Here is a 23780-nt window from a genome sequence, read left to right as displayed (position 1 = left end):
TTGAATGGATAAAAAGATAAAAAATGATTTCTTTACGCAATGTTTCTAAATGGTATGGTAGTTTTTCTGTGCTGCAAGAATGCTCTATAGAAGTGAAAAAAGGAGAAGTGGTTGTGATTTGTGGTCCTTCTGGATCAGGAAAATCCACTTTAATTAAAACCATCAATGGATTGGAAGGCATCCAAAAAGGGGATATTCAAGTCAATGGTATTTCAGTTCAAGATAAAAAAACACATCTGGCGTTACTAAGAATACAAATAGGTATGGTTTTTCAGCATTTTGAGTTATTCCCTAATTTATCGATTATAGAAAATTTAACACTGGCTCAAATCAAAGTATTAAAACGGGATAAATCTTCTGCCACTGAAAAAGCCCTGTTCATGTTAGGAAAAGTGGGGCTCTTGGCGCAAGCAGATAAATTTCCACCGCATCTTTCAGGGGGTCAAAAACAGCGGGTCGCCATCACTCGGGCGCTTTGTATGGATCCTCTAGCGATGTTATTTGACGAACCGACTTCTTCTTTAGATCCAGAGAACATCAGTGAAGTTTTGGATGTGATGGTACAACTCGCCAATGAAGGTATGACCATGATCGTAGTGACTCACGAAATGGGCTTCGCGCGTAAAGTAGCAGACAGAATAATTTTTATGGATGAAGGAAAAATTTTAGAAGACACCTTAAAAGAGGATTTTTTTTATCAAGCAAAAACAGAAAGAGCGAGGGATTTTATTGCAAAGATTTTGCATTAATTCTCTTCAAAATCAATAAAAAGCAATAGTTTTCGGTAGCTTTTTTATAAACCTGCTATTTATTATTTTGTAAGAAAATATCCTCACTGATTTTTTAAATTTCAGAAGAGGTTATAATGAAGAGGAAAAAATTAAATGCATTTGAAATAAAAAACGCATTTTTTAAAATGCGAATGACATAAAAGAAACTTCGTTTTACACCTACTATGATCTACACAAATTTAGGGGGATACATGTTCACCCTCAGTGAACTTTCACAAGCCAATAGGCATTTTATGCCCGTTTCTAAAGAGTCTCTCCACAAGTTCCAAATTTTCTTGATCACTACAGCAGGCTTATATGGCAACAATACATGTTGATTGTAAAGAATACGAAGTCAATGGAAGCGATAACCTATTACAGGCTTGTCTTTCTTTAGGTCTTGATATTCCTTATTTTTGCTGGCATCCGGCCTTTGGAAGTGTTGGGGCTTGCCGACAATGCGCGGTCAAACAGTATCAAAATGCAGAAGATACTCGTGGACGCTTGGTGATGTCCTGCATGACGCCCGCCATTGAGGGCACATTCATCTCTATAGCAGACGAAGAAGCGAAACAATTTCGAGCCAGTGTCATCGAATGGTTGATGCTCAACCATCCTCACGATTGCCCCGTATGTGAAGAAGGGGGGCACTGTCATTTACAGGATATGACAGTGATGACTGGGCATAACTCACGAAGATATCGCTTTAACAAACATACCCACCAGAATCAGCAGCTCGGCCCCTTTATTACGCATGAAATGAATCGTTGCATCTCTTGCTACCGCTGTGTGCGTTACTATAAAGATTATGCGGATGGTACAGACTTCGGTGTTTATGGCGCGCATGATAATCTGTATTTTGGTCGTCCAGAAAGTGGCACCTTAGAGAGCGAATTTTCGGGTAACCTCGTTGAGGTCTGTCCTACTGGGGTATTTACCGATCAAACACACTCTGAACGCTATAACCGAAAATGGGATATGCAATTTGCGCCTAGCATCTGTCACCAATGTAGTGTGGGTTGCAATACCAGCCCAAGCGAACGTTATGGTGAGTTACGTCGTATTGAAAATCGCTATAACGGCAGTGTAAATCATTATTTTCTTTGTGATCGAGGGCGATTTGGCTATGGCTACGTCAATCGAAAAGATCGTTTGCGTCAACCCTTACAGCGTTGTGGAGAAGATTGGATCACTTTAAATGCGCAACAGGCTATTCAAGTGGCACAGGGGATCATTAAAGCTTCTAAAAAAGTCATCGGTATTGGTTCTGCTCGCGCTAGCTTGGAGAGCAACTTTGCCTTAAGGCAATTGGTAGGTGCGGAAAATTTTTATACCGGTATGGCTGAATCAGAACAAAGACAAGTAGAATGGATGTTGAAAATTCTGAAAGAAGGGGGCATATACACTCCATCTCTGCGCGAAATAGAAAGTTATGACGCTGTCTTGATTTTAGGAGAAGATCTGACACAAACTGCGGCTCGCATTGCTTTATCGATACGCCAAGCTCTCAAAGGCAAAGCTAGAGCGATGGCAAAAGCACAAAAAGTGTCGGATTGGCAAATTGCGGCAGTCTTTAACATCGGGCAAAATGCCAAAAATCCGCTTTTTATCACTAATATTGATCAGACCAAAATGGATGATATCGCAGCTTGGAATTATTGTGCCCCAGTTGTAGATCAAGCACGCCTCGGATTTGCGATAGCACACGGTTTGGATCCTTGCGCTCCAGCAATTGATGACTTATCACCTTGTCTTCAGTCAAAGGTAGACATCATTGTAACAGCCTTATTTGAAGCTAAAAAACCATTGATCATTAGTGGTAGTAGCTTAGGAAGCGAAGTACTGATTCAGGCATCCGCAAACGTAGCGATGGCCTTGAAAGCAAAAAATGCGAAAGTAGGTATAGTCTATGTGCCCTCTTCGGCCAATAGCATGGGGCTGACAATGATGGGGGGAAAATCACTTGATCAAGGGCTACAAGAACTCACGAACGGTGCAGCTGATACTGCTATTGTTTTAGAAAATGATCTGTATCGCCATGCACAAGCTGATAAAGTCAGCCTGGCTTTAAAACAGGTCAAATCTCTCATGGTATTAGACCATCAGAACACAGGTATCATGGAAAAAGCGGACTTAATTTTCTCAGCCGGCAGCTTTGCTGAAAGCGATGGAACGCTTGTGAATCAAGAAGGCCGTGCTCAACGTTTTTTTCAGGTTTATGACCCCGCTTACTACGATAATCAAAATCATTCGGCTATCTTTGCGAGCTGGCATTGGCTGAGGGCGCTGTATAATACAGAGGCAGATTCTGTCAAAAAATCCGGTACTTTAGATGAGATCATCGAAGAGTGTGTCGATGCATTACCCCAATTCAAAGGCATTGCTGAAGCGGCCCCAAATGCGGCTTTTCGTATCAATGGGCAAAAATTAGCACGATCGCCTCATCGTTATAGTGGCCGCACTGCTCAGCGCGCGCAAATCAGCGTGCATGAGCCGTGTCAACCCAAAGATCAGAATTCTCCCTTTGCTTTTTCTATGGAAGGGAACAACAGCCCTTTTGCCGATCGGCAACAAATCCCATTCGCTTGGGCACCAGGGTGGAATTCCACCCAAGCTTGGAATAAATTTCAAGCAGAGGTTGGTGGACACCTCCGTTTTGGCGATCCAGGGGTACGTTTGATTGAATCTTCTAAAGGAAGCTTACCATATTTTAATGCAATCCCCCATATTTTTCAGAGGGACAGTACCTCTTGGGTGGTGGCACCTTATTACCACTTATTTGGGAGTGAAGAACTATCTCAGCGTGCAGAAGTCATTCAGAAAAGAATGCCTGATCTCTACTTTGTCCTTAATAGAGAAGAAGCTAAAGAACTAGGTTTACAAGCAGATCAAGAAATGGAATTCATTTGTGCCGGTCAAACACTTCGTTTGCCGTTGCTTTTAAGTAATCATCTTTCCCCAGGTCAAATAGGTTTACCCCTCGGTTTACCAGGTATTCCCCCTTTTTTTGTAGGATGTTCTATCGAACAGTTACGTGAGGTGTCCTTGTGAGTGAATCCGAATTTCAACTTATGCCTATTCTCATCGAAATCTTAAAATCGGTCCTGATTTTGGTTGTCGTTGTTTTGTGTGGGGTGTTTATGAGTTTTGGTGAACGCCGACTCCTTGGTTTATTTCAAAATCGCTACGGGCCCAATAGAGTGGGTTGGGGCGGATCACTCCAACTTGTTGCGGACATGATAAAAATGTTCTTTAAAGAAGACTGGACTCCTCCTTTTTCTGACAAAGTCATTTTTACTTTGGCACCTATGATTGCTTTCACGTCTTTACTGTTGGCCTTTGCTATTGTGCCAATCAGCCCCACCTGGGGGGTTGCTGATCTTAATATCGGCATACTTTTCTTCTTAATGATGGCTGGGTTATCGGTTTATGCCATTTTATTTGCCGGCTGGGCCAGCAACAATAAATATGCTCTACTGGGTGCGATGCGTGCTTCTGCACAAACCTTAAGCTATGAAGTTTTCATTGGATTAGCTCTAATGGGGGTTGTGGCTCAAGCAGGTTCTTTCAACCTACGCGATATTGTTCATTCACAAGCCCATGTTTGGAATGTCATCCCTCAATTTTTTGGCTTTATCACCTTTGCGATTGCCGCGATCGCAGTTTGCCATAGACACCCTTTTGATCAACCAGAAGCAGAACAAGAACTGGCCGATGGTTATCATATTGAATATTCAGGTATGAAATTTGGTTTATTTTTTGTTGGTGAATACATTGGAATAGTGACTGTCTCGGCATTAACGGTCACGTTATTTTTTGGAGGATGGTCTGGCCCCTGGTTACCGCCTGTCATTTGGTTTGCTCTGAAAACCGGTTTTTTCATGATGATGTTTATCTTAATTCGAGCGTCCTTACCTCGTCCTCGTTATGATCAAGTGATGTCTTTTGGCTGGACAATATGTCTGCCATTAACACTATTGAACTTACTGGTTACTGCGGCGGTGATTTTATCAAAAGGCTATTAACCGTGCGTTTGCAACGCCTATCTTTTCTCAGGCGCTAGGTTTGACCTCTGAAATTATTTCAGAAAGGGAACAACATGACTTTTAAAAAGCTTTTATTAGGCCTTGCCACTCAGTTACGAAGCTTGTGGATGATAGGCTTACATGCGTTTCATAAAAGAGAAACGCGGCTGTATCCTGAAAAACCAGTTTATTTACCCCCCCGTTATCGAGGGCGTATCGTGCTCACACGTGATCCTGATGGCGAAGAACGTTGTGTCGCTTGTAATCTCTGTGCCGTAGCCTGTCCCGTAGATTGTATCTCATTACAAAAAGCAGAAAAAAAAGATGGGCGATGGTATCCAAAATTTTTTCGAATTAACTTTTCTCGTTGTATTTTTTGCGGTTTATGTGAAGAAGCTTGCCCTACTACAGCCATTCAATTAACGCCTGATTTTGAAATGGGAGAATTTAAACGCCAAGACCTTGTTTATGAAAAAGAAGACCTATTGATCAGCGGTCCTGGAAAATACCCTCAATATAATTTTTATCGTGTCTCGGGTATGGAAATAGCAGGCAAACAAAAAGGCGATGCTGAGAATGAAGACAAGCCAATTGATGTGAAAAGCTTAATGCCATAAAGCTTTTTTCTAAATCATATCGGCTAATCGTGATCAAAAATGAGTTTAAAATACCGATTTATTGTCATCTTTTTTAAAAATTTTTTTAGCTCTTATTCATTTAAAGTTGGAGATCGTGCCATTGGAATTTTCTTTTTATACTGCCGCGTTGGTGTCTGTCTTAGCTACTGTTCTGGTTATTTTTCATACCAATGCCATCCACTCGCTTTTGTACCTCATCATTTCATTATTAGCGATTTCTATTGTGTTTTTCTCTCTAGGGGCTTACTTGGCAGGGGCGTTAGAAATTATCGTGTATGCCGGAGCCATTATGGTGCTTTTTGTCTTTGTGATCATGATGCTCAATTTAGGAAAATCCGAAGAAAAACAAGAAGGCGTATGGTTAAAACCAGTGTTTTGGGTAGCACCCAGCTTGCTCTGTTCCCTATTGCTCTTAGCGTTGCTTAAAGGATTTTATAGGCTTTCAGGAAAAAGTATGATAGGAACATGGGTGAGCGCAAAATCTATCGGGGTGCACCTATTCAGCGCTTATATTCTTGCTGTAGAACTGGCATCCATTCTGTTATTGGCCGGTTTGGTAGTGGCTTTTCATTTAGGAAAAGAAAATAAAAAAAGACTCGAAGAAAAAAAAGTCCCGCGTCTTTGTGGGGGAATATCAAAAATGATATATCAAAAACCATTTAAAAAATAGATCAACATAAGATAGATATCTCTTAAAAACTGAAGAGGCATCCCTGATACTGTTTGAGAAAAAATGGGTAACACAAAAACCAGAGCTATTTTAATAAATGATTGGAGAAAATAGCATGATTCCTATGCAACATGGGCTAATTTTGGCCGCTATTTTATTTACATTAGGACTGACAGGGCTACTTATACGCCGTAATTTAATTTTTATGCTGATAAGCCTTGAAGTCATGATCAATTCAGCTGCGCTGGCTTGGGTGGTCTCTGGCAGCCATTGGGGGCAACCTGATGGACAAATTTTCTATCTATTGACAATCACTTTAGCTGCAGCAGAAGCTAGTATTGGATTGGCGTTGCTTTTACAACTCTATCGGCGCCATCACACACTCAACATTGATATTTTGAGCGAGATGCGCGGATGAGCTTACTTTTTTTAACACTGTGTTTTCCCTTATTGGGATTTTTACTGCTGGCTTTTTTGGGAAGAAACTGGTCTGAAAACAAATCGGCACTGATTGGTGTAGGAGCGATTGGCTTATCCGCTTTAACAACACTCTATGTCGGCGTTAATTTTATTACTCAAAAAAACGCTTTATCGTCACCAGATATGCCTTTTGTATTTGAACAAACTCTGTGGCAGTGGATATCAACCGATTATTTTTATATTCCAATAACTCTGATATTAGACGGCCTCTCCTTAACCATGCTTTCTATGGTCATAGGCGTCAGTTTTTTAATTCATCTGTATGCCTCTTGGTATATGCGTGCAAAACACAGCTCTCACGATGAAAAAGAGCAGGCTAAAGTGAGCTACGCCCGTTTTTTTGCTTATACCAATTTATTTATTGCCAGCATGGTAGTCCTGGTATTAGCGGATAACCTCTTGTTGATGTATCTCGGTTGGGAAGGCGTTGGTTTATGCAGCTACTTGCTGATCGGCTTTTATTACACTCATCCTGCCAATGGTGCGGCCGCAATGAAAGCCTTTATCATCACCAGGATAGGCGATGTATTTTTGGCTTTGGGGCTATTTATTCTCTATCAACAGCTCGGTACCTTAAATATGCGTGAGCTGATGATCTTGACACCTATACAATTGGCGGTAGGCTCTGATGCTATCACCTGGGCCACATTGATGTTATTGGGTGGTGCTGTTGGTAAATCGGCCCAATTGCCACTTCAAACTTGGCTGGCAGATGCGATGGCGGGCCCGACACCCGTTTCTGCTCTAATTCATGCCGCGACCATGGTAACTGCAGGCGTTTATTTAATTGCTCGCACACATGGCTTATTTTTAATGGCACCAGAGGTATTGCACTGGGTAGGCATCATCGGAGCAATCACGTTGCTGTTGGCAGGCTTTTCGGCGCTTGTACAAACGGATATTAAGAGAATATTAGCCTTTTCAACCATGAGTCAAATTGGCTACATGTTTCTGGCCTTAGGTGTACAAGCTTGGGATGCGGCGATTTTCCACCTGATGATTCATGCTTTCTTTAAAGCGCTTTTATTTCTTTCTGCTGGCTCTGTGATCCTTGCTTGCCATCATGAACAAAACATCTTTAACATGGGAGGTCTCCGTAAACCACTGCCATTCCTTTATCTGTGTTTTTTAGTCGGCGGTTCAGCTTTGGCGGCGTTGCCCGTTATTACATCTGGTTTTTACAGTAAAGACGAGATTTTATGGGGAGCATGGCTTCATAACAATATAGAGCTGATAATCGCTGGTTTAGTTGGGACTTTTTTGACTGCAGTTTACACTTTCCGGATGATTTTGATTGTTTTTCACTGCGCACCTCCAGAACACCCGCCTTATAAAGCCTCTCCCAGAGAAATATCTCATTATGTGCCGCTCTGGGTGTTGTTAATACTCTCTACGTTTATAGGGGCTTTAATTATGCCTCCTTTGGCGGGGGTTTTGCCAGAAAACAATGCACTGAAAACCGGCAAAACAATCTTAGCATTTTGCTCAGGGCTGATTGTGATAGCAGGCATTTTACTGGCGAACTTTTTATATTCAGGGGATAGACACTGGGCTCAACGGTGCCAAAAAACCTCTATCGGGACTTTTTTAAGCGCCTTATGGTTCAAGGCTTGGGGGTTTGACCTTCTTTATAATCGTGTATTTATAAAACCTTATTTATGGATTGCACGCTGTTTAAAAAGCGATCCCCTCAATACCAGCATGAATTTTTTATCGCTTTTGTGCCTCTGGGGGAATCGCCTTTTTTCTTTGAGTGAAAATGGGCAGATACGTTGGTACCTAGCCTCTATGGGCACCGGTGCTGTCTTAATATTAATGCTGTTGTTGATGAATTAATAAAATAGCCTGCATTTTTTTAACTAGGAACCTAAAACGCTATGCTCGCACCTTCTACTGCTACCTTATTACCTTGGCTGATTTTTATCCCTTTTTTAGGGGGATTACTTTGCTGGCAGCTAGAACGTTTTGGCTCATTTGTCCCCGCATGGACAGCTTTAATCACTATGGGTGTCAGCTTATTAGTAATTTTTCAAATCTATTGGCAAGTGTGGGATAACTCTTATTCCGCTTTTTTAGCCCCCATTAAAATGTTTCCTAAATGGTGGGCAGAATTTATATTACCTTGGATACCGAGCTTAGGCATTGAATTTCACCTGGGATTGGATGGATTATCCTTCTTAATGCTGGGATTGACTGTTTTATTAGGTACCTTAGCCGTTCTTTGCTCATGGCAAGAAGTCAAAAAAAATCAAGGATTTTTTTATCTCAATCTACTCTGGATTTTAGGTGGCGTCATCGGCGTCTTCTTGGCTATGGATCTTTTTTTATTTTTCTTTTTCTGGGAGATGATGTTGGTTCCCATGTACTTTTTAATTGCCTTATGGGGACATAAGGCGTCAGATGGAAAAACCCGCATTAGTGCGGCCATGAAATTTTTTATTTACACTCAAGCCAGCGGCTTAATCATGTTGATTGCTATTTTAGGATTAGTTCTTCTGCATTATCGGGCCACGGTAGAGATTACCTTTAATTATGAGCATTTATTAAATACACCCATGTCTCATCAGGTTGAATATCTCTTGATGTTAGGATTTTTTATTGCCTTTGCGGTCAAAATGCCTGTCGTTCCCTTACACGGCTGGTTACCAGATGCACATAGTCAAGCGCCTACTGCAGGCTCAGTGGATTTGGCTGGCATTTTATTGAAAACTGCCGCTTATGGCCTTTTGCGTTTTTCTTTACCTTTATTTCCATATGCCTCACATGAATTTTCCCCAATCGCTTATTGGCTCGGCATTTTTGGCATTTTTTACGGTGCATGGATGGCGTTTAGTCAAACGGACATCAAACGTTTGATTGCTTACACCAGTGTTTCACATATGGGATTTGTTTTGATCGCCATTTATACTGGGAGCCAACTGGCCTATCAAGGCGCTGTGATTCAAATGATTGCACATGGGCTCTCTGGCGCTGGTATGTTCATAATTTGCGGGCAGCTTTATGAGCGTTTGCATACGAGGGATATGCGTGAAATGGGCGGGCTTTGGGGTCGCATCAAATATTTGCCCGCTATTTCTCTATTTTTTGCCACCGCAAACCTAGGAATGCCAGGCACAGGCAATTTTATTGGAGAATTTATGATTTTATTTGGCAGCTTTGAAGTCGTTCCCTTGATCACCAGCATCTCTACTTTCGGGCTCGTGTTTTCTTCAGTGTATTCATTGATCATGATGCAACGTACTTTTTATGGTACCCCTAAATCAGAAAGCCCCCTCTCACCCATGACAGCAAGAGAAGGCTTAATTTTAATGTCCTTAGTCATGCTATTGGTCCTGTTAGGATTGTATCCACAACCTGTTTTGGATATCGCTCATCTCTAAGAAAATCAATCAGTCATTAATATTTAATTAACAGTAAAATCAAAAATATAAAATAAAAAATTATATGGCCTATTAACAAAGTAATTTTAGTGAACTAACTTGCAATAACTTTTTAAAAAATTTATATAAATAAATTATTTCAATTGCTTTCATCAACGAAAATTAAGAATCTAATTAAGAAATATTAAGAACTAATCACTTTAATTTTTATTAAAGCATGATAAAGAATATAAATTCTGCGAAAGCTTAAATGATTAAAATTGAATTTTCTAATTCAGAAAAATAATTTTTTATTGCTCTATTAATTTAAAATTTTTAAAAAATTATTTTTTAATAACTCAAAATAATGGAAATATTAATTATGTTAGATTTTTTTACAAGAAACTAGAGACGTAGAAGCAATTTCTGTTCAATAAAAAATAAAGAATTTACTCAAAAATAAACGTTGAAGTTGGGTAGAAATAAAGAATTTACAATTAATTTTTATGGGGAAAATAAAAACATCTTTAATAGAATGAGTTAAAATGCTTTTAAGAAAGCGTTTAAAGGTATTTTACGGACTTCCAAAGACAAATTTGAGGAAATCATAATAAAAATAGTCCGGATACTTTTAATTTATTTATTTCTGAAAACTATAATGATGATAAAGAATTTATTAATTAAAGTAATCAAAGTGTTAAAGAAAATCATAATATACATGTCAATACTTATTGACACGATGCAAAGGAATAACCTGATATGATAAAATTAGTTTTTACTCAGGCCTTCATTCTGCATTTGGCTGATCAGAAAAATCTTGAAAATTTAATTCCAAAGACAATTATGGATGGTATCGCTAATTATATTTATTATTTGTTATAATCTAAAGATTATAAACCTATTATTATCAACGATAATTTCATTGAACAATTAAAGATAAAAGCTTCGCAGAAATTATAAAAGACACAGATCTTGTTAAAAAATATTCATCAATCAAATCCGCTATGATTTATTTTTGATGAAAATTCTCCTAATTTAACTTTAATTAATCAAAATACTTCATTAAAAGAATTGGAAAAAGTTTTCAATCAAGATATCCAGGATCTTAGCAACAAAACTCAAAAAAAGAATCTCCCATATCGGATAAATTTATAGAGAGAAAAGAATCAAAAGCGGAGTTTGTAAGTAGTGCTGGTGGATTTCAGCTATACACAGAAACAGATTCGTTGATGTTTCATGTTGAGAAACATAAAAAATCTTATATAAAAGAACCAGTATATCAAAAAACTGAAGAAATAATACCTGCTCAAGTTTCATTACCTACTCAACAAGAAAACACTTTCCATCTGAACAAGACCTTTAGATTTGATCTAAAAGGTGTTAAAAATCAACGTTAATCTTCATACGAAAAATCGCTGCAATGATACTTTTCTTTCTCAAGAGAATATTTCTGATGCATTGTAGTTTTGTTTTTCAAGAAATGGGTATTTATACTAATCATTCGCCCGTTCAAAACGGATCTAATAATTCAATTTTTATCTTTCTAAATAATTAAATAAATATATCCGGTCGTGTTTTACGACAAATATGACCGGTACTTGATTTAATAGTAGAAATAAGTGATAAAGCACCAACACTTAGATGAGAATTTTTTTATCTTAAGTGTCTCCCAAAAATAGGGTTTTTAGTTTTTCACGGTGTCTTTGTCGTCAATTCGGTAGTCGACGGGAACACATTTAATGCTCTTTATGCCATTCTATAAAATGGTTTACTAACCTGATTTTTATCAAAAAATCCTTTCCAAAAAACCTTCTCTTTACTAGTGATATTCGAATTTTTACATTTCAGATTCGCAATAGGCTTTAATTTGCTTTTGAATCCCCCGACTGTCTAACCCATATGCCGACCTCATTTCATTCTGTTCCCCCTGTGGGATAAATTGATCAGGTAGACCAATGTTTAAAAGCATCACTGTTTTTTTATAAGACATTAAGCATTCACTCACCGCACTGCCTGCACCACCTTTGATGACATTTTCTTCTATTGTCACTAAAAGACTGTGGTTTAATGCCATCGATAATATCAACTCAGTATCCAAAGGCTTGATAAATCGCATATCTACCAAAGTGGCATTGAGATGAATAGCCACTTCCCTCGCCACACTTAGTAAAGTCCCAAAACACAAAATAGCTATCTTTTCCCCCTGAATTTTGATTTCAGATTTACCAATGGTTAAAGGAAATAAAGGTTGTAAAGCCACTCCCGTGCCTTGACCTCGGGGATAACGTACCGCTGAAGGCCCAGGATGCAGATATCCAGTGTGTAACATTTGCCGACACTCATTTTCATCGCTGGGCGCCATAATCACCATGTTGGGGATACAACGCATGAAAGAGAGATCAAAGGCGCCTTGATGTGTTTGCCCATCTGCACCTACCAGACCTGCTCGATCAATCGCAAAGAGCACAGGCAAATTTTGTATCGCCACATCATGAATCAGCTGGTCATACGCACGTTGTAAAAAAGTGGAATAAATCGCGACCACAGGCTTGTATCCTCCAATAGCTAAACCGGCTGCGAAGGTGACCGCGTGTTGCTCAGCGATGGCGACATCAAAGTATTGTTTGGGATATTCTCGAGAAAAACGCACCATGCCAGATCCTTCTCGCATAGCAGGTGTGATCGCCATTAATCGCGGGTCAGTAGCTGCGGTATCACAGAGCCAGTCCCCAAAAATGTTAGAATAGGTCGGTATCGAATCAACTATTTTTGGTAAAGTGCCTGACATGGGATCAAATCGAGGAACCGCATGCCAAGCAATCGGATCTTTTTCAGCAGGTGTATATCCTTTGCCTTTTTTTGTCACGACATGTAGCAATTGAGGGCCTTTGAGATGGCGCATATTTTCGAGCATGTGGATGAGTGTGTAGATATTATGACCATCAATAGGTCCAATATAGTTGAATCCCAATTCTTCAAATAAAGTACCAGGTACCACCATTCCTTTTAAGTGTTCTTCTGTCCGTTTTAAAATCGCTTTAATAGGTGGTGCGACTGAAAACGCTTTTTTGCCTTTTTCACGAAGGCGGGTATAAAATGAGCCTGATAATAATTGCGCAAAGCGATTATTTAATCCCCCGACATTTTCTGAGATAGACATGTCATTATCGTTGAGTATCACCAACATATCGCTGTGGATCTCACCGGCATGATTCATGGCTTCAAAGGCCATTCCTGCTGTGATGGCACCATCTCCAATCACGCAAATAATTTTTCGATCTAAGCCTTCTCTTTCTGCGGCGACAGCTAAGCCTAAACCGGCACTGATAGAAGTAGAGGAATGCCCCACAGAAAGCACATCGTAATCACTTTCTTCTCGAGATGGGAAAGGGTGTAGCCCATTTTTTTGTCGAATGCGGTCAATTTTATCTCGTCTGCCTGTTAATATTTTGTGGGGATAGGCTTGATGGCCTACATCCCATATCAAATGATCAAATGGCGTTTTATAAACATAATGCAATGCCAGTGTGAGCTCAATCACACCTAGCCCAGATGCAAAATGCCCACTCGATTGGCTCACTGCGTTTAGTAAATATGATCGTAATTCTGAGCACAATTCTGGCAAAGATTCTTTAGGCAATAAACGCAGTGATTCTGGCGTTTCTGCTAGTGCTAAGGTAGGATATTTTTCTTTATTAAAAGTCATTTAATACTCATGTTAAGTGACATTTTTTAAAAATGACGCTCTAAAATAAAATAAGCACAAGCCTTTAAAGGCAGCGTGTTATAGACACTGGCCTCAGGCACTGTTAAAGCAGACAAAGAAGACTGATAAAGAGCCACCATTTTTTTTTGGGCGCCTTTTAAACTCAATAAGCCAGGATAAGTCGCTTTACCTCGTTGTTGATCTGATTTTAGTTTTTTCCCTGTTTTTCTGGCCTCCCCGATTTCATCCAAGATATCATCTTGCACCTGAAAAGCCAGCCCGATACTTTTGGCGTATTGATCTAACCATGGCAGGGCTTTTCTCCCGGCTTCACCAGCGGCTAGCGCGCCTAGACGCACCGCGGCCCGAAGCAAAGCCCCAGTTTTATGGTGATAAATCATCTCAAGGGTTTCAAGAGAAATTTCTAAATATTCAGACGCCATATCTAATGCTTGCCCTCCACACATACCAGTAGCACCACTGGCCCGCGCAAGTTCGGATAGCATTGCTAATCTATCTTCTGTGACGACAGCTGGCATGGGGTTATCTGCCAAAATTGAAAAAGCTAAAGATTGTAGTGAATCTCCCGCTAAAATAGCATTAGCTTCACCAAATTTGACATGGCCAGTTAATTCTCCTCGACGTAAATTATCATTATCCATAGAAGGAAGATCATCATGGAGCAGAGAGTAAGAATGAATGCATTCTATAGCGGCCGCAGGCGCATCTAGATTGCTCAATGACAAGCCGAGTATTTTCCCTGTAGCATATACCAAATAAGGACGTAAGCGTTTACCGCCCGTCAAAGTGGAATAACGCATGACATCTAGTAATTCAGTATTATAGGTGGGCAATTTGTCTAGTGCACTTGATAGGTATGCCTCAACGCGTTTCTGATATTTTGAAAGCTGCTGATCAAAATCAAAGGAAGTATGTTGATCCGAGAAGGAGATTTTATCAGGCATACCATTACTCATAATCACGGGTGAATAGATTTGATTGAGTATCAGGGGTATTGCTGAGTAAAATTTTTATATGTTGTTCTGCCTCTAACAACGTTAGTTGCGTTTTTTTTGTTAATTTGATGCCTCGTTCAAATTCATTAAGGGCTGTTTCTAATAAAAAATTGCCCGCCTCCAAGCGAGTAACAACCTGCTCCAAGTCATTTAAGGTGGTTTCAAAACTGATCAAGGCATTTTTTTTATTTTTGGATTTTTTTTTCTCAGAAAAGTCTGAGCTTACAGAGGTTACTTTTGGCATAAGGGGCCTCAAAATAAATCAATGGTAAAGATTGAAAATAGGTTTTAAAATAGTAGCATTGAATCTGCAGATGAAGATGAACCAACTATATCAGCTCTATTGTTCTTCTACTGGGAGCAAAATTATGAGTCAAGGGTATGTCGTTGGCAAAACCGCTTTCATCAAGATAAATCATCTCTTTTTCAACTGCACAGCATTTTGGGTTTACGATAACACCCCAGTTCCTGATAGAGGTGTGATATTTGCTCTTATTGCTTTCAGTGAATTACTTCATTGAGGTCTTTAAAATAAGCCGTTTTCAGAGACTCATATAAATAGTTTACTAACCGGACTCAGGAATGTCTGTGTAATATACTAATCATAACCTTTATGCGCCTGCAGTACTCGCTGAACTGAGATAAAGATTTAGACCCTGCTTTACGATATATGACCTGTAATTTATTTTCTACTGTACTGTACGGCCTGATAATCCTCAATGAAAGGTAACGATCTTACTATTCATATTTTGCAACACACAAAAATAACCTCGAGTTCTTTTTCGGTAAATGCGTTTTCGGGCGGATAAAATAAAAAGTAGACGGGCTTGACACGTGATAATAACTGTTTTTGAGAAGTTCTCAACTTTTCTAGTACGAAAAGTGGTCCCAATAGAAAGCCGACTGTGTTCTGCATAAAGTGGATATTTATCGAAATAATAAAGTCGCATCAGTTGATCTGGTTCATAGTGGTGAATGTCAATGGAGCAAAGACGATTCCTGCGCTTCATTTTGGCGATTATGCTGATGAAAAAGAGAGGCGAAACCCGCGATTTGAGAGGGTAATGCATTATCAAGGTGTCCGGCAATGCAGAACACTTTGGGGTTAATATTGAAAATATTGTAATAAGCAGCATTAACGTAAATATATTTTAAATTAATATCCTTGACGCCCCATAGATCCTGTGAGTATTCCCAAAATATGAGCAATTGCGCAGGTAAAACGGACGAAGAGTGCCCCGTATTTTGAGCCTGTCTCACAATTTTTTCTATATTGCTCACATAAATTCGCCTCGTTTGTGAGGTGGAATCTATATATTTGACATTATTGCAATTACAGTATCTATTATATTTTCTGATAGTTTAATCTAATAGACATTAATCCTGCATTTGCCTCACAAAATTTATGTTTTGGCACTATGTGAAAAAATACGCATAGATATTTTCTTATACCCAAAAGTTTCGTGGATTGCAAAATTGCCTTTTGCGGATTGTCTACCAAAGTATAGACTATTAAAAAAATTAAGCGATAACCTGAATTTGTCTTTGAAACGGGAAAGATGTAAAGGCATTATAATCGGCTCGTCATTAAGCTTTAATCATGAATAACATTAAATTAAATCTCTTAAAACATGGTAAAAATTTTTTAAGAATAAATTATTGATAATGTTTATTGACTTGGATTAATAAGCAAGTAAAAAATTTGTTTTTAGGTATGCTTTTAATAAGTTAAATTGAGAGTGAGAAGCTTAGAGTTTTAAATAAATAGGTTTATTAATCTCATTACTAAATTCTGCGGCAATTCCTTTTTGCATGTTGATCTTAATATTATTAATGAATTCAGCAAAATCATAAATCCACTCGTTTTCCGCTCCTGTTGTGTTTGTGATATCGATATCATCGATATCACTTATCTGGGATAAATTATTATTTTAACTTTGAACAGATAGCGACATGATATTTCTCCTTAAGCATGCTTGAAGGGAGAATCCTTTAAAATATAGCAAAAAAGAGTAAAAATACTTATTTGATGTTTTATTAAAAAATTTATAAAAGTCTTAAAAAGATTAATTGATTGGGACGCAATATTATTGCGCATATTATCAATGAAGATCTTATCTCGGATAGCAGATATTAAATATACGGGGAAGGCGTATTTAACCCGTTCAGAATCCTATATCGCAGGTTAAGTTGTGTGATTTTAGATAAACTGAAGATTCAGAAAAAAGTCATGATTATCTGGAATTAAGGTTAAAAAATGTATTTTCATAAAAATGAATCGTTTTTTAAATTTTTGGAATATGTATTAAATGTATCTACATCTGTTAATGCAGCAAATCCTCTGAATGCGTTTAGAAAAGGGATTTTTAACAACTAAAGAAACAAACAAACTCTAAATATTCACTTGCAATCGATGAAGGACAAAGATTTCCAAATTGATTATATGAAAGAATAAGATGTTCTAAAAACATAGCGCATTTCCAAAAAATACCGGAGCAAATCAAAAAACCGGGGGGGTTTTTAAAATTTACCAACGGATTATGATACATATTTTTTGGAAACAGATCATAAAATGAATAAATTTCCATTAAATTTTCAAAATAAATTGAAAGATAGAAAAGACGAAAACGTGATTTTTAGTGAAGTAACAGAAAAGATCCATCGTAAATTTGAAGCAGCTCTGTTTGAACCAGAAATAGTCCTAAAAGAAAATCAAAACAAATTTCAGGTGTAAGAAATAGAGGATCTTATTGATGTTTTAGCAGTTATTAAAAATAACGGCACTTCAACTTATATTAACAAAAGTTTAACTAAAAACATTCCGAATTCTTTACCCGAGACTTCTGTTCTTTTAAACACATCAGAGGCAGGAGCAGTAAAGAACGTGCAGAACGGTATTCCATTCTTCAAGGAAAGTGTTTCTAGTTTTTCTGGTGTTAATACCTACTGTCTTATATTTGTCAGCTTATCGTAGTTGTGTAGTTGTGAAGGTTTTTTCTTTAAACTCTATTTAGAAGATAACCATAAGTTAAATAAATTAACTCCGGTATTGTTTTGATGAACATTACTGAAGTCCCTATTTTAAAAATAGGGAGTACAATTTCAATAAAACATTATACAGACTTGGGCCTCTTGACCCCTCATAATGCTCTGAATCTGCGGTAAGCGTGCATAAAATACAACGTCTCTTCTGGGGAAAAATTAAGAGGCCTACCTAGAAAAATTAGTATCCACCTATTCTTTTATTAACATAAACAAACTCTCACCTCCTTTCTGACATTTCACCCATAAAAAAGGAACATTAGGATGTTCTTCTATTAAAGGTGCTTGACTGTTGCCGACTTCACCAATCAATACACCATTCTCTTTTAAAAACCTTCCGGCACTAGTTAATATGCGCTGTACTAGTTGAAACTATCTTCTCTTGCTTCTAATCGAAGACGAGGCTCAAAAAGAAATTAGAGTGGTAAATCGTTGATATCTTTGACATCCACATAGTGGTGGGTTAGTCACAATCAAGTTATAAGTGATGCGGAGAAAATCGTTAAATAGATCTGAAGAAATAGGGTAACTCTTAAAAGTGATCCTCAATGAACTCCCCTATAGGAGAACGCAGTATCAAAACTTGCTCGTTAACATAATACGACTGTCCACAGAACAAAGCGGTATTAGTGAGATAATAATGCCGGAATACGTTCATTGATTCTACGCATAATTCGCTCAACAGAATTAGGGTTAATCGTGCACTTTTTATTGCTTTTGGCATATTGATAGGAAGAGATAAACTGGGGAGAATGAGTTGTACCTCTTCATCCAAAGAGTTATCGGCTCCGTGACCGTAATAAATATCCGAAGCATTAAATTGGCTGGTGGCCTAGTGTAACCAATCTTGAATGATATGTAATTTTTAAGGTATCTTTTATAAGTACTGTATCAGAAAGGTGCTCAAAAATTTGCATTCTATTTAAAAGAAAAGGATTTCGTCTTCAACAATACGCTCATGATATTATCTAAAACTAAAAAATAGATGGAAAAATCAACTTCATTATATGATGCCTCTTAAATCTCTAAAACGTTTAAATACGTTTTCTATTCCTGCCCATGCAGTTGATGTGATTACCGTAGATTCAGTCAACATTTTAATTGAGGCTTTTTATAATACAAAAAATTTCAAACTTCCTTTTATTTTTTTGGGATCGGGCAGTAATGTCCTCTTTTTGGAAGATTTTTTAGGTGTTGTGCTATTAAATCAAATAAAAGGGATCAGTTACACAGAAAGTGAAACTGATTGGCATTTGCATGTTTGCGCAGGTGAAAACTGGCATGAATTAGTCTGCTACACATTACAAAATAATATCTTAGGTTTAGAAAACCTTGCTTTAATACCAGGCTCTGTAGGAGCAGCACCCATACAAAATATTGGAGCATATGGTGTTGAATTCGATCAAATTTGTGAATACGTCGATCTACTAAATCCCTGTACTGCTGATTGCCAAAGATTGAGTAGAAAAGATTGCCGTTTTGGATATAGAGACAGCATTTTTAAACATCATTATAAAACCTGTTTTATTATTGCTGTCGGCATTAAGCTAAAGAAGTGCTGGGCGCCTCAACTAGATTATGGTGATTTAAAAACACTAGATCCTTTTAAGGTAACGGCAAAAGAGATTTTTGATTTTGTTTGTGCGATTAGGCGAAATAAACTCCCTAATCCGATGTTAATCGGGAATGCCGGAAGCTTTTTTAAAAATCCAAATGTGGATCGAGATACCGCTGCTTTAATGATCAAAAATTATCCTAATTTGGTTTATTACCCTCAAGCGGACGGAACAGTAAAATTAGCTGCAGGCTGGCTAATAGATCAATGTCATTTAAAAGGATATACAATAGGCGGTGCTGCTGTCCATGCTCATCAAGCATTAGTCTTGATAAATAAAAATCATGCCTCCAGTCAAGATATATTAGATCTAGCACGTTATGTTTATCAAAAGGTTGCTTTAACATTTTCAGTTTACTTAGAACCTGAAGTACGGTTTATTTCTGCTGAAGGAGAAATCAATCCAATGGCTGTTTTATCGTGAAAAATTTTATCGAGCTTTTTCGCTTAATCCGAATTTTATCAACGGGGGATGCCTATTCAGGAAAACAATTAGAGGAATATCTTGAAATAAGTCTTTCAGTCTTGAATCAACATATTCAAACGCTCCGACATTGGGGGCTGGAAATCAAGTTTCAAACAATTAAGGGATATTATTTATTGTCTCCTATTGAATTACTGGATGAAAAAAAAATATTGAGAGATTTACCTGAAGGACGGATAAAAGTATTGGCTTTAGTCGATTCAACCAATCAGTATTTATTAGATAATATAGAGACACTCCGTTCTGGTGATGCCTGTGTCGCGGAGCACCAAACAGCAGGGCGAGGAAGGCGGGGCAGAGAATGGGTTTCACCTTTTGGGCAAAATCTTTATCTTTCGATGTTTTGGAGACTCGAAAGAGGGACGGCATCGGCTGTCGGATTAAGTTTGGTCATAGGGATTCTTATCACGGAAGTATTGCACAATTTGGGGGGGCTAGATATCCGCGTGAAGTGGCCAAACGATCTGTATTATCGGGATAAAAAATTGGCAGGAGTTTTGGTGGAGCTTCTGGGAAAAAAATTTAAACCCGCTCAAGTGATTATTGGTATGGGTCTTAATATCAACAACACTTTATCAAACAAAGGGATTGAGCAAAATTGGAGCCATCTCAAAGAAGCAGGAATAACAATAGATCGTAATAAATTAACTGTTTTATTATTATTGAAATTACGTTCTCAACTCATTGTATTTGAAAAGACAGGTTTATCGACTTTTATTTCGAAGTGGAACGAGTTGGATAATTATCTTAATCGACCTGTCAAATTAATCCTCGGGAATCAACAAATACAAGGCATTTCGAGAGGTATTGATCAATACGGGGGGTTATTATTAGAAACAAAAGGAGGCATCAAAACTTATCAAATTGGAGATATTTCTCTTCGTGGAAGATGATTTGTGTTCACAGAAGTTTGAGTAAAACGGATTATAAACATTTCAATTTGTATGACGATGAAACCTCGATTTTTTAAAATGACAGATAAAAATCTGGGATTTGCGCCTCAAAGATATAAAAAACATCAAAATATGGCTAGGGATAAAACAATCAGCCAATCGGCATGGTAATTACATATTTGATAGAGAAAATAGAAATGAATCAAAAAAAACGCAGGGAAATTTTAGCTCGTTTACGTGATCAAAATCCTCTGTCTAGTACTAAACTAGTGTACAGCACTCCCTTTGAATTGTTAATATCAGTCTTGCTTTCATCTCAAGCGACTGATCTTAGTGTAAATAAAGCTACTGCAAAACTCTATCCTATAGCGAATACACCAAAGGCGCTTTTATCATTAGGCGTCAATAGGCTCAAAGAATATATTAAAAGCATTGGATTATTTAATATCAAAGCCGAAAACATTATTAAAACCTGTTCTCTGTTGTTGGAAAAATACCAAGGGGCCGTGCCCGAAGATAGAGCAGTATTAGAATCTCTGCCCGGTGTCGGGCGTAAAACAGCTAATGTGGTTCTTAATACCGCTTTTGATTGGCCGACTATTGCTGTTGATACTCACATTTTTCGTGTTTGTAACAGAACGAAATTCGTATCTGGTCAAAATGTTGTTTTGGTTGAAAAAAAATTGCTTAAGGTCGTACCAGAGGAATTTAAAAAAGATTGTCACCATTGGTTGATTTTCCACGGGAGATACCATTGTATCGCGCGTAAGCCACGTTGTGGCTCTTGCATCATTTGGGATTTATGTGAATTTAAAGAAAAAACAGAATTGATGGCTTCGTTATAAATATTTTAAAATAAGTCGTTGTTCTATCCGTTTTTCCTATAGGTATTTTTATATCTTCCTTCAAAAAATAAATCCTATCATTTTTTATACTTTATAAGAACTTTTTTATTTTTTAAAAGTCATAACATATGCCATTGCTTTTACAATCCACATCGTATCGAGGATCCCGATAAATTTCCTTTTTAGGTTTTGTTTATCGGGTTTTTTATTATTTTAATATATGATATTTTAATGAAAATCCTTATTTTTATAAGGATCAATCCCCACAAAAATCATAGAAAATTACAATAACTATTATGAAGATAATTAAAAATTTCCCCTTGGTTTCAAAAACATCGAAAGATGCTCTGCCATGGTCCAAAAATGACACCATGTGGATGTTAAGCTTATATGGCACCGCTATTGGCGCGGGAGTTCTTTTTTTACCTATCAACGCAGGTATTGGCGGTTTATTGACACTGATAATCATGACGCTGATTGCCTTTCCAATGACTTTTTTTTCTCACAGAGGTCTTTGTCGTTTTGTACTTTCTGGGGTACATCCAGACAAGGACATTACAGAAGTAGTAGAAGAACATTTTGGTGTCAGAGCCGCTACACTAATCACATTGCTGTATTTTTTTACGATTTATCCGATTTTACTGGTTTACAGTGTGGCCATCACCAATACGATCGAGAGCTTTTTAATACATCAAATGCACATCTCTCCCCCACCACGTGTATTTTTATCCTTTATTTTAATTTTTAGCTTAATGAGTATTGTCCATTTTGGAAAAAGTGTGATTGTGAAAGCCATAAGTATTTTGGCCTTCCCATTTATTTTCGTATTAATGCTACTGACTTTTTATTTAATCCCCTACTGGTCAGATGCTATTTTTTTAAATCTATTTTCCAGCGAAACCACCTTTACCAAGAGTATTTTAATGACTTTATGGCTCATTATTCCTATGATGGTATTTTCGTTTAATCATTCGCCGATTATTTCGGCTTTTGCAGTAGCAAGCCGTAAAAAATACGGCGTAGATGCTGAAAAAAAATGCGGAAGTATCTTGGCATGGAGCCATATCATAATGGTGATCACGGTGATGATGTTTGTTTTTAGCTGTGTGCTTTCTCTATCTCCCTTGGATTTAGTACAGGCAAAATCAGAGAATATTTCTATTTTGTCTTATTTAGCAAATCATTATAATAGTCCTGTTATTGCCTACATCGCGCCTATTATTGCTTTTATTGCGATTTCAAAATCTTTTTTGGGGCATTATCTCGGAGTTCAAGAAGGATTCAGTCGGTTAGTGATCCAATTAATGTGTACTCAGCATAAAAAGGTAAATACGACGTATTTAAACCGTATTACGGCCATCTTTATGCTGATAAGCACCTGGATAGTAGCGACGCTAAATCCTAGTATACTGGGTATCATTGAAACCCTGAGCGGCCCTATTATTGCCATATTACTTTACTTAATGCCGATGTATGCTATCCATAAAATTCCGGCAATGCGTCAATATAGTGGATATATGAGTAATATTTTTGTGGTGATTATGGGGTTAATGGCAATCTCTGCTATTCTTTATAATTTATTAGATTTTTGGGCTCCCTAATCCGACCCAATGTATATAGGCCCACCTTTTGTATGAGTAAGACAATTGACGAAAAAGCAGTCTTATTTATCGTTTATGCTGCTCATCAGATAGGCATTTTGAGGGGAAATGCTCAGTGTTCACCAGAGATTTGATGAAGCCCAATTATTTGTAATAACGCTTTTTATATAAAAGTTGCATAGAAAAGAAGCTCGGGTATAATCGCTGTCGTTTTTCATAACCGACTTTTCTCAGTGCCGAAGTGGCGAAATTGGTAGACGCAGTTGACTCAAAATCAACCGCTTTCGGGTGTGCCGGTTCGAGTCCGGCCTTCGGCACCATCAGTAAATTAATAAAATTAACAGTAGTTATTATTGTTGGTCTAATATAACAACGTAAAACATCTTATTTTGTATCTAAAAAAGCTTGATCCAGAATACTTCTCATTCTTCCAACTCTTCTCTCATTATATCTTTTTATAGCATCTGATTTTTTAAAATAAGTAAAAATTACTCTAGTATGGCTTTTATTCAAGCATATGTTATGAAACAGCCGTGCTGCATTATTTAATGATGATTGCTCAATTGTTGGCCTAAGTGTTAAAATGCTCACCATTTTTATCGGAGCTGATAATTGTTAGATGTTATATAGATCGTC

General features: G+C 37.7%; 17 protein-coding genes, 1 tRNA gene and 1 pseudogene. 14 read left to right on the top strand and 5 right to left on the bottom strand.

Features of this window, described 5'->3' with window-relative positions; translation table 11 throughout:
- Positions 1 to 23 precede the first annotated feature (23 nt).
- The 8 genes from CICURV3402_RS05590 to nuoM all read left to right on the top strand — a co-directional run bounded on the left by CICURV3402_RS05590 (position 24) and on the right by nuoM (position 9963).
- Positions 24 to 749, top strand: a complete 726-nt coding sequence (locus tag CICURV3402_RS05590; RefSeq protein WP_158380184.1) for an amino acid ABC transporter ATP-binding protein — start codon at positions 24 to 26, stop codon at positions 747 to 749.
- A gap of 339 nt (positions 750 to 1088) precedes the next feature.
- The gene (gene nuoG / locus CICURV3402_RS05585) at positions 1089 to 3821 is read left to right on the top strand and encodes an NADH-quinone oxidoreductase subunit NuoG (protein WP_158380183.1); all 2733 of its coding nucleotides are present in this window, start codon (positions 1089 to 1091) and stop codon (positions 3819 to 3821) included.
- 20 nt (positions 3822 to 3841) lie between these two features.
- On the top strand, positions 3842 to 4795 hold the full coding sequence (gene nuoH, locus CICURV3402_RS05580) for an NADH-quinone oxidoreductase subunit NuoH (RefSeq protein WP_158380203.1): 954 nt from the start codon (positions 3842 to 3844) through the stop codon (positions 4793 to 4795).
- Positions 4796 to 4869: 74 nt separating this feature from the next.
- On the top strand, positions 4870 to 5412 hold the full coding sequence (nuoI, locus tag CICURV3402_RS05575; RefSeq protein ID WP_158380182.1) for an NADH-quinone oxidoreductase subunit NuoI: 543 nt from the start codon (positions 4870 to 4872) through the stop codon (positions 5410 to 5412).
- Between the two features lie 121 nt (positions 5413 to 5533).
- Positions 5534 to 6103: an NADH-quinone oxidoreductase subunit J gene (gene nuoJ, locus CICURV3402_RS05570; RefSeq protein ID WP_158380202.1), complete on the top strand. Its 570-nt coding sequence runs from the start codon at positions 5534 to 5536 to the stop codon at positions 6101 to 6103.
- A 115-nt stretch (positions 6104 to 6218) separates the two neighbouring features.
- Positions 6219 to 6521 carry an NADH-quinone oxidoreductase subunit NuoK gene (gene nuoK / locus CICURV3402_RS05565; protein WP_158367982.1) on the top strand — a complete coding sequence of 101 codons (303 nt, stop codon included), beginning with the start codon at positions 6219 to 6221 and terminating at the stop codon, positions 6519 to 6521.
- Positions 6518 to 8419, top strand: coding sequence for an NADH-quinone oxidoreductase subunit L (gene nuoL, locus CICURV3402_RS05560; protein ID WP_158380181.1), 1902 nt, complete (start codon positions 6518 to 6520; stop codon positions 8417 to 8419). The genes nuoK and nuoL overlap by 4 nt, the downstream gene beginning before the upstream one ends.
- A gap of 41 nt (positions 8420 to 8460) precedes the next feature.
- Positions 8461 to 9963: an NADH-quinone oxidoreductase subunit M gene (gene nuoM, locus CICURV3402_RS05555; protein WP_158380180.1), complete on the top strand. Its 1503-nt coding sequence runs from the start codon at positions 8461 to 8463 to the stop codon at positions 9961 to 9963.
- Between the two features lie 1816 nt (positions 9964 to 11779).
- Here the strand turns inward: nuoM and dxs are convergent.
- The 4 genes from dxs to CICURV3402_RS06925 all read right to left on the bottom strand — a co-directional run bounded on the left by dxs (position 11780) and on the right by CICURV3402_RS06925 (position 15945).
- Entirely contained in the window at positions 11780 to 13648 is a 1869-nt protein-coding gene (gene dxs, locus CICURV3402_RS05550; protein WP_158380179.1) for a 1-deoxy-D-xylulose-5-phosphate synthase, read from the bottom strand.
- 26 nt (positions 13649 to 13674) lie between these two features.
- Positions 13675 to 14613, bottom strand: coding sequence for a (2E,6E)-farnesyl diphosphate synthase (ispA, locus tag CICURV3402_RS05545; RefSeq protein WP_158380178.1), 939 nt, complete (start codon positions 14611 to 14613; stop codon positions 13675 to 13677).
- Positions 14614 to 14617: 4 nt separating this feature from the next.
- Positions 14618 to 14908 (bottom strand): exodeoxyribonuclease VII small subunit, encoded by a 291-nt coding sequence (gene xseB / locus CICURV3402_RS05540; protein WP_158380177.1) that lies wholly within the window; start codon positions 14906 to 14908, stop codon positions 14618 to 14620.
- 734 nt (positions 14909 to 15642) lie between these two features.
- On the bottom strand, positions 15643 to 15945 hold the full coding sequence (locus tag CICURV3402_RS06925; protein WP_235667699.1) for a hypothetical protein: 303 nt from the start codon (positions 15943 to 15945) through the stop codon (positions 15643 to 15645).
- 1291 nt (positions 15946 to 17236) lie between these two features.
- Here CICURV3402_RS06925 and CICURV3402_RS06920 point away from each other — a divergent pair.
- Complete coding sequence (locus CICURV3402_RS06920; protein WP_235667698.1) at positions 17237 to 17398, top strand: hypothetical protein; 162 nt, start codon at positions 17237 to 17239, stop codon at positions 17396 to 17398.
- 500 nt (positions 17399 to 17898) lie between these two features.
- Here CICURV3402_RS06920 and CICURV3402_RS06915 read toward each other — a convergent pair.
- Positions 17899 to 18623 (bottom strand): annotated as a pseudogene (locus CICURV3402_RS06915) (50S ribosomal protein L3 N(5)-glutamine methyltransferase).
- Between the two features lie 90 nt (positions 18624 to 18713).
- Here CICURV3402_RS06915 and murB point away from each other — a divergent pair.
- The 5 genes from murB to CICURV3402_RS05505 all read left to right on the top strand — a co-directional run bounded on the left by murB (position 18714) and on the right by CICURV3402_RS05505 (position 23464).
- The gene (murB, locus tag CICURV3402_RS05525) at positions 18714 to 19745 is read left to right on the top strand and encodes a UDP-N-acetylmuramate dehydrogenase (protein WP_158380176.1); all 1032 of its coding nucleotides are present in this window, start codon (positions 18714 to 18716) and stop codon (positions 19743 to 19745) included.
- Positions 19742 to 20698 carry a bifunctional biotin--[acetyl-CoA-carboxylase] ligase/biotin operon repressor BirA gene (birA, locus tag CICURV3402_RS05520; RefSeq protein ID WP_158380175.1) on the top strand — a complete coding sequence of 319 codons (957 nt, stop codon included), beginning with the start codon at positions 19742 to 19744 and terminating at the stop codon, positions 20696 to 20698. The genes murB and birA overlap by 4 nt, the downstream gene beginning before the upstream one ends.
- 197 nt (positions 20699 to 20895) lie before the next feature.
- Positions 20896 to 21543 (top strand): endonuclease III, encoded by a 648-nt coding sequence (nth, locus tag CICURV3402_RS05515; protein ID WP_158380174.1) that lies wholly within the window; start codon positions 20896 to 20898, stop codon positions 21541 to 21543.
- Positions 21544 to 21839: 296 nt separating this feature from the next.
- Positions 21840 to 23144, top strand: a complete 1305-nt coding sequence (locus CICURV3402_RS05510) for an aromatic amino acid transport family protein (protein ID WP_158380173.1) — start codon at positions 21840 to 21842, stop codon at positions 23142 to 23144.
- A gap of 235 nt (positions 23145 to 23379) precedes the next feature.
- Positions 23380 to 23464: transfer RNA gene (locus tag CICURV3402_RS05505), tRNA-Leu, on the top strand.
- The last annotated feature ends 316 nt before the right edge of the window (positions 23465 to 23780 follow it).

It is taken from the genome of Candidatus Williamhamiltonella defendens, assembly GCF_900699045.1.
Lineage (GTDB): Bacteria > Pseudomonadota > Gammaproteobacteria > Enterobacterales > Enterobacteriaceae > Hamiltonella > Hamiltonella defensa_A.
This window is presented reverse-complemented; position numbering and strand designations above follow the sequence as displayed.

Excerpts from the sequence above, each read along its gene's own strand:
- nth (WP_158380174.1), top strand. The coding sequence starts at position 20,896 with ATGAATCAAAAAAAACGCAGGGAAATTTTAGCTCGTTTACGTGATCAA.
- CICURV3402_RS06920 (WP_235667698.1), top strand. The coding sequence starts at position 17,237 with ATGAATAAATTTCCATTAAATTTTCAAAATAAATTGAAAGATAGAAAA.
- nuoH (WP_158380203.1), top strand. The coding sequence starts at position 3,842 with ATGCCTATTCTCATCGAAATCTTAAAATCGGTCCTGATTTTGGTTGTC.
- nuoI (WP_158380182.1), top strand. The coding sequence starts at position 4,870 with ATGACTTTTAAAAAGCTTTTATTAGGCCTTGCCACTCAGTTACGAAGC.
- nuoL (WP_158380181.1), top strand. The coding sequence starts at position 6,518 with ATGAGCTTACTTTTTTTAACACTGTGTTTTCCCTTATTGGGATTTTTA.
- nuoK (WP_158367982.1), top strand. The coding sequence starts at position 6,219 with ATGATTCCTATGCAACATGGGCTAATTTTGGCCGCTATTTTATTTACA.
- nuoM (WP_158380180.1), top strand. The coding sequence starts at position 8,461 with ATGCTCGCACCTTCTACTGCTACCTTATTACCTTGGCTGATTTTTATC.
- ispA (WP_158380178.1), bottom strand. The coding sequence starts at position 14,613 with ATGCCTGATAAAATCTCCTTCTCGGATCAACATACTTCCTTTGATTTT.
- xseB (WP_158380177.1), bottom strand. The coding sequence starts at position 14,908 with ATGCCAAAAGTAACCTCTGTAAGCTCAGACTTTTCTGAGAAAAAAAAA.
- dxs (WP_158380179.1), bottom strand. The coding sequence starts at position 13,648 with ATGACTTTTAATAAAGAAAAATATCCTACCTTAGCACTAGCAGAAACG.
- nuoG (WP_158380183.1), top strand. The coding sequence starts at position 1,089 with ATGGCAACAATACATGTTGATTGTAAAGAATACGAAGTCAATGGAAGC.
- CICURV3402_RS05590 (WP_158380184.1), top strand. The coding sequence starts at position 24 with ATGATTTCTTTACGCAATGTTTCTAAATGGTATGGTAGTTTTTCTGTG.
- murB (WP_158380176.1), top strand. The coding sequence starts at position 18,714 with ATGATGCCTCTTAAATCTCTAAAACGTTTAAATACGTTTTCTATTCCT.
- CICURV3402_RS05510 (WP_158380173.1), top strand. The coding sequence starts at position 21,840 with ATGAAGATAATTAAAAATTTCCCCTTGGTTTCAAAAACATCGAAAGAT.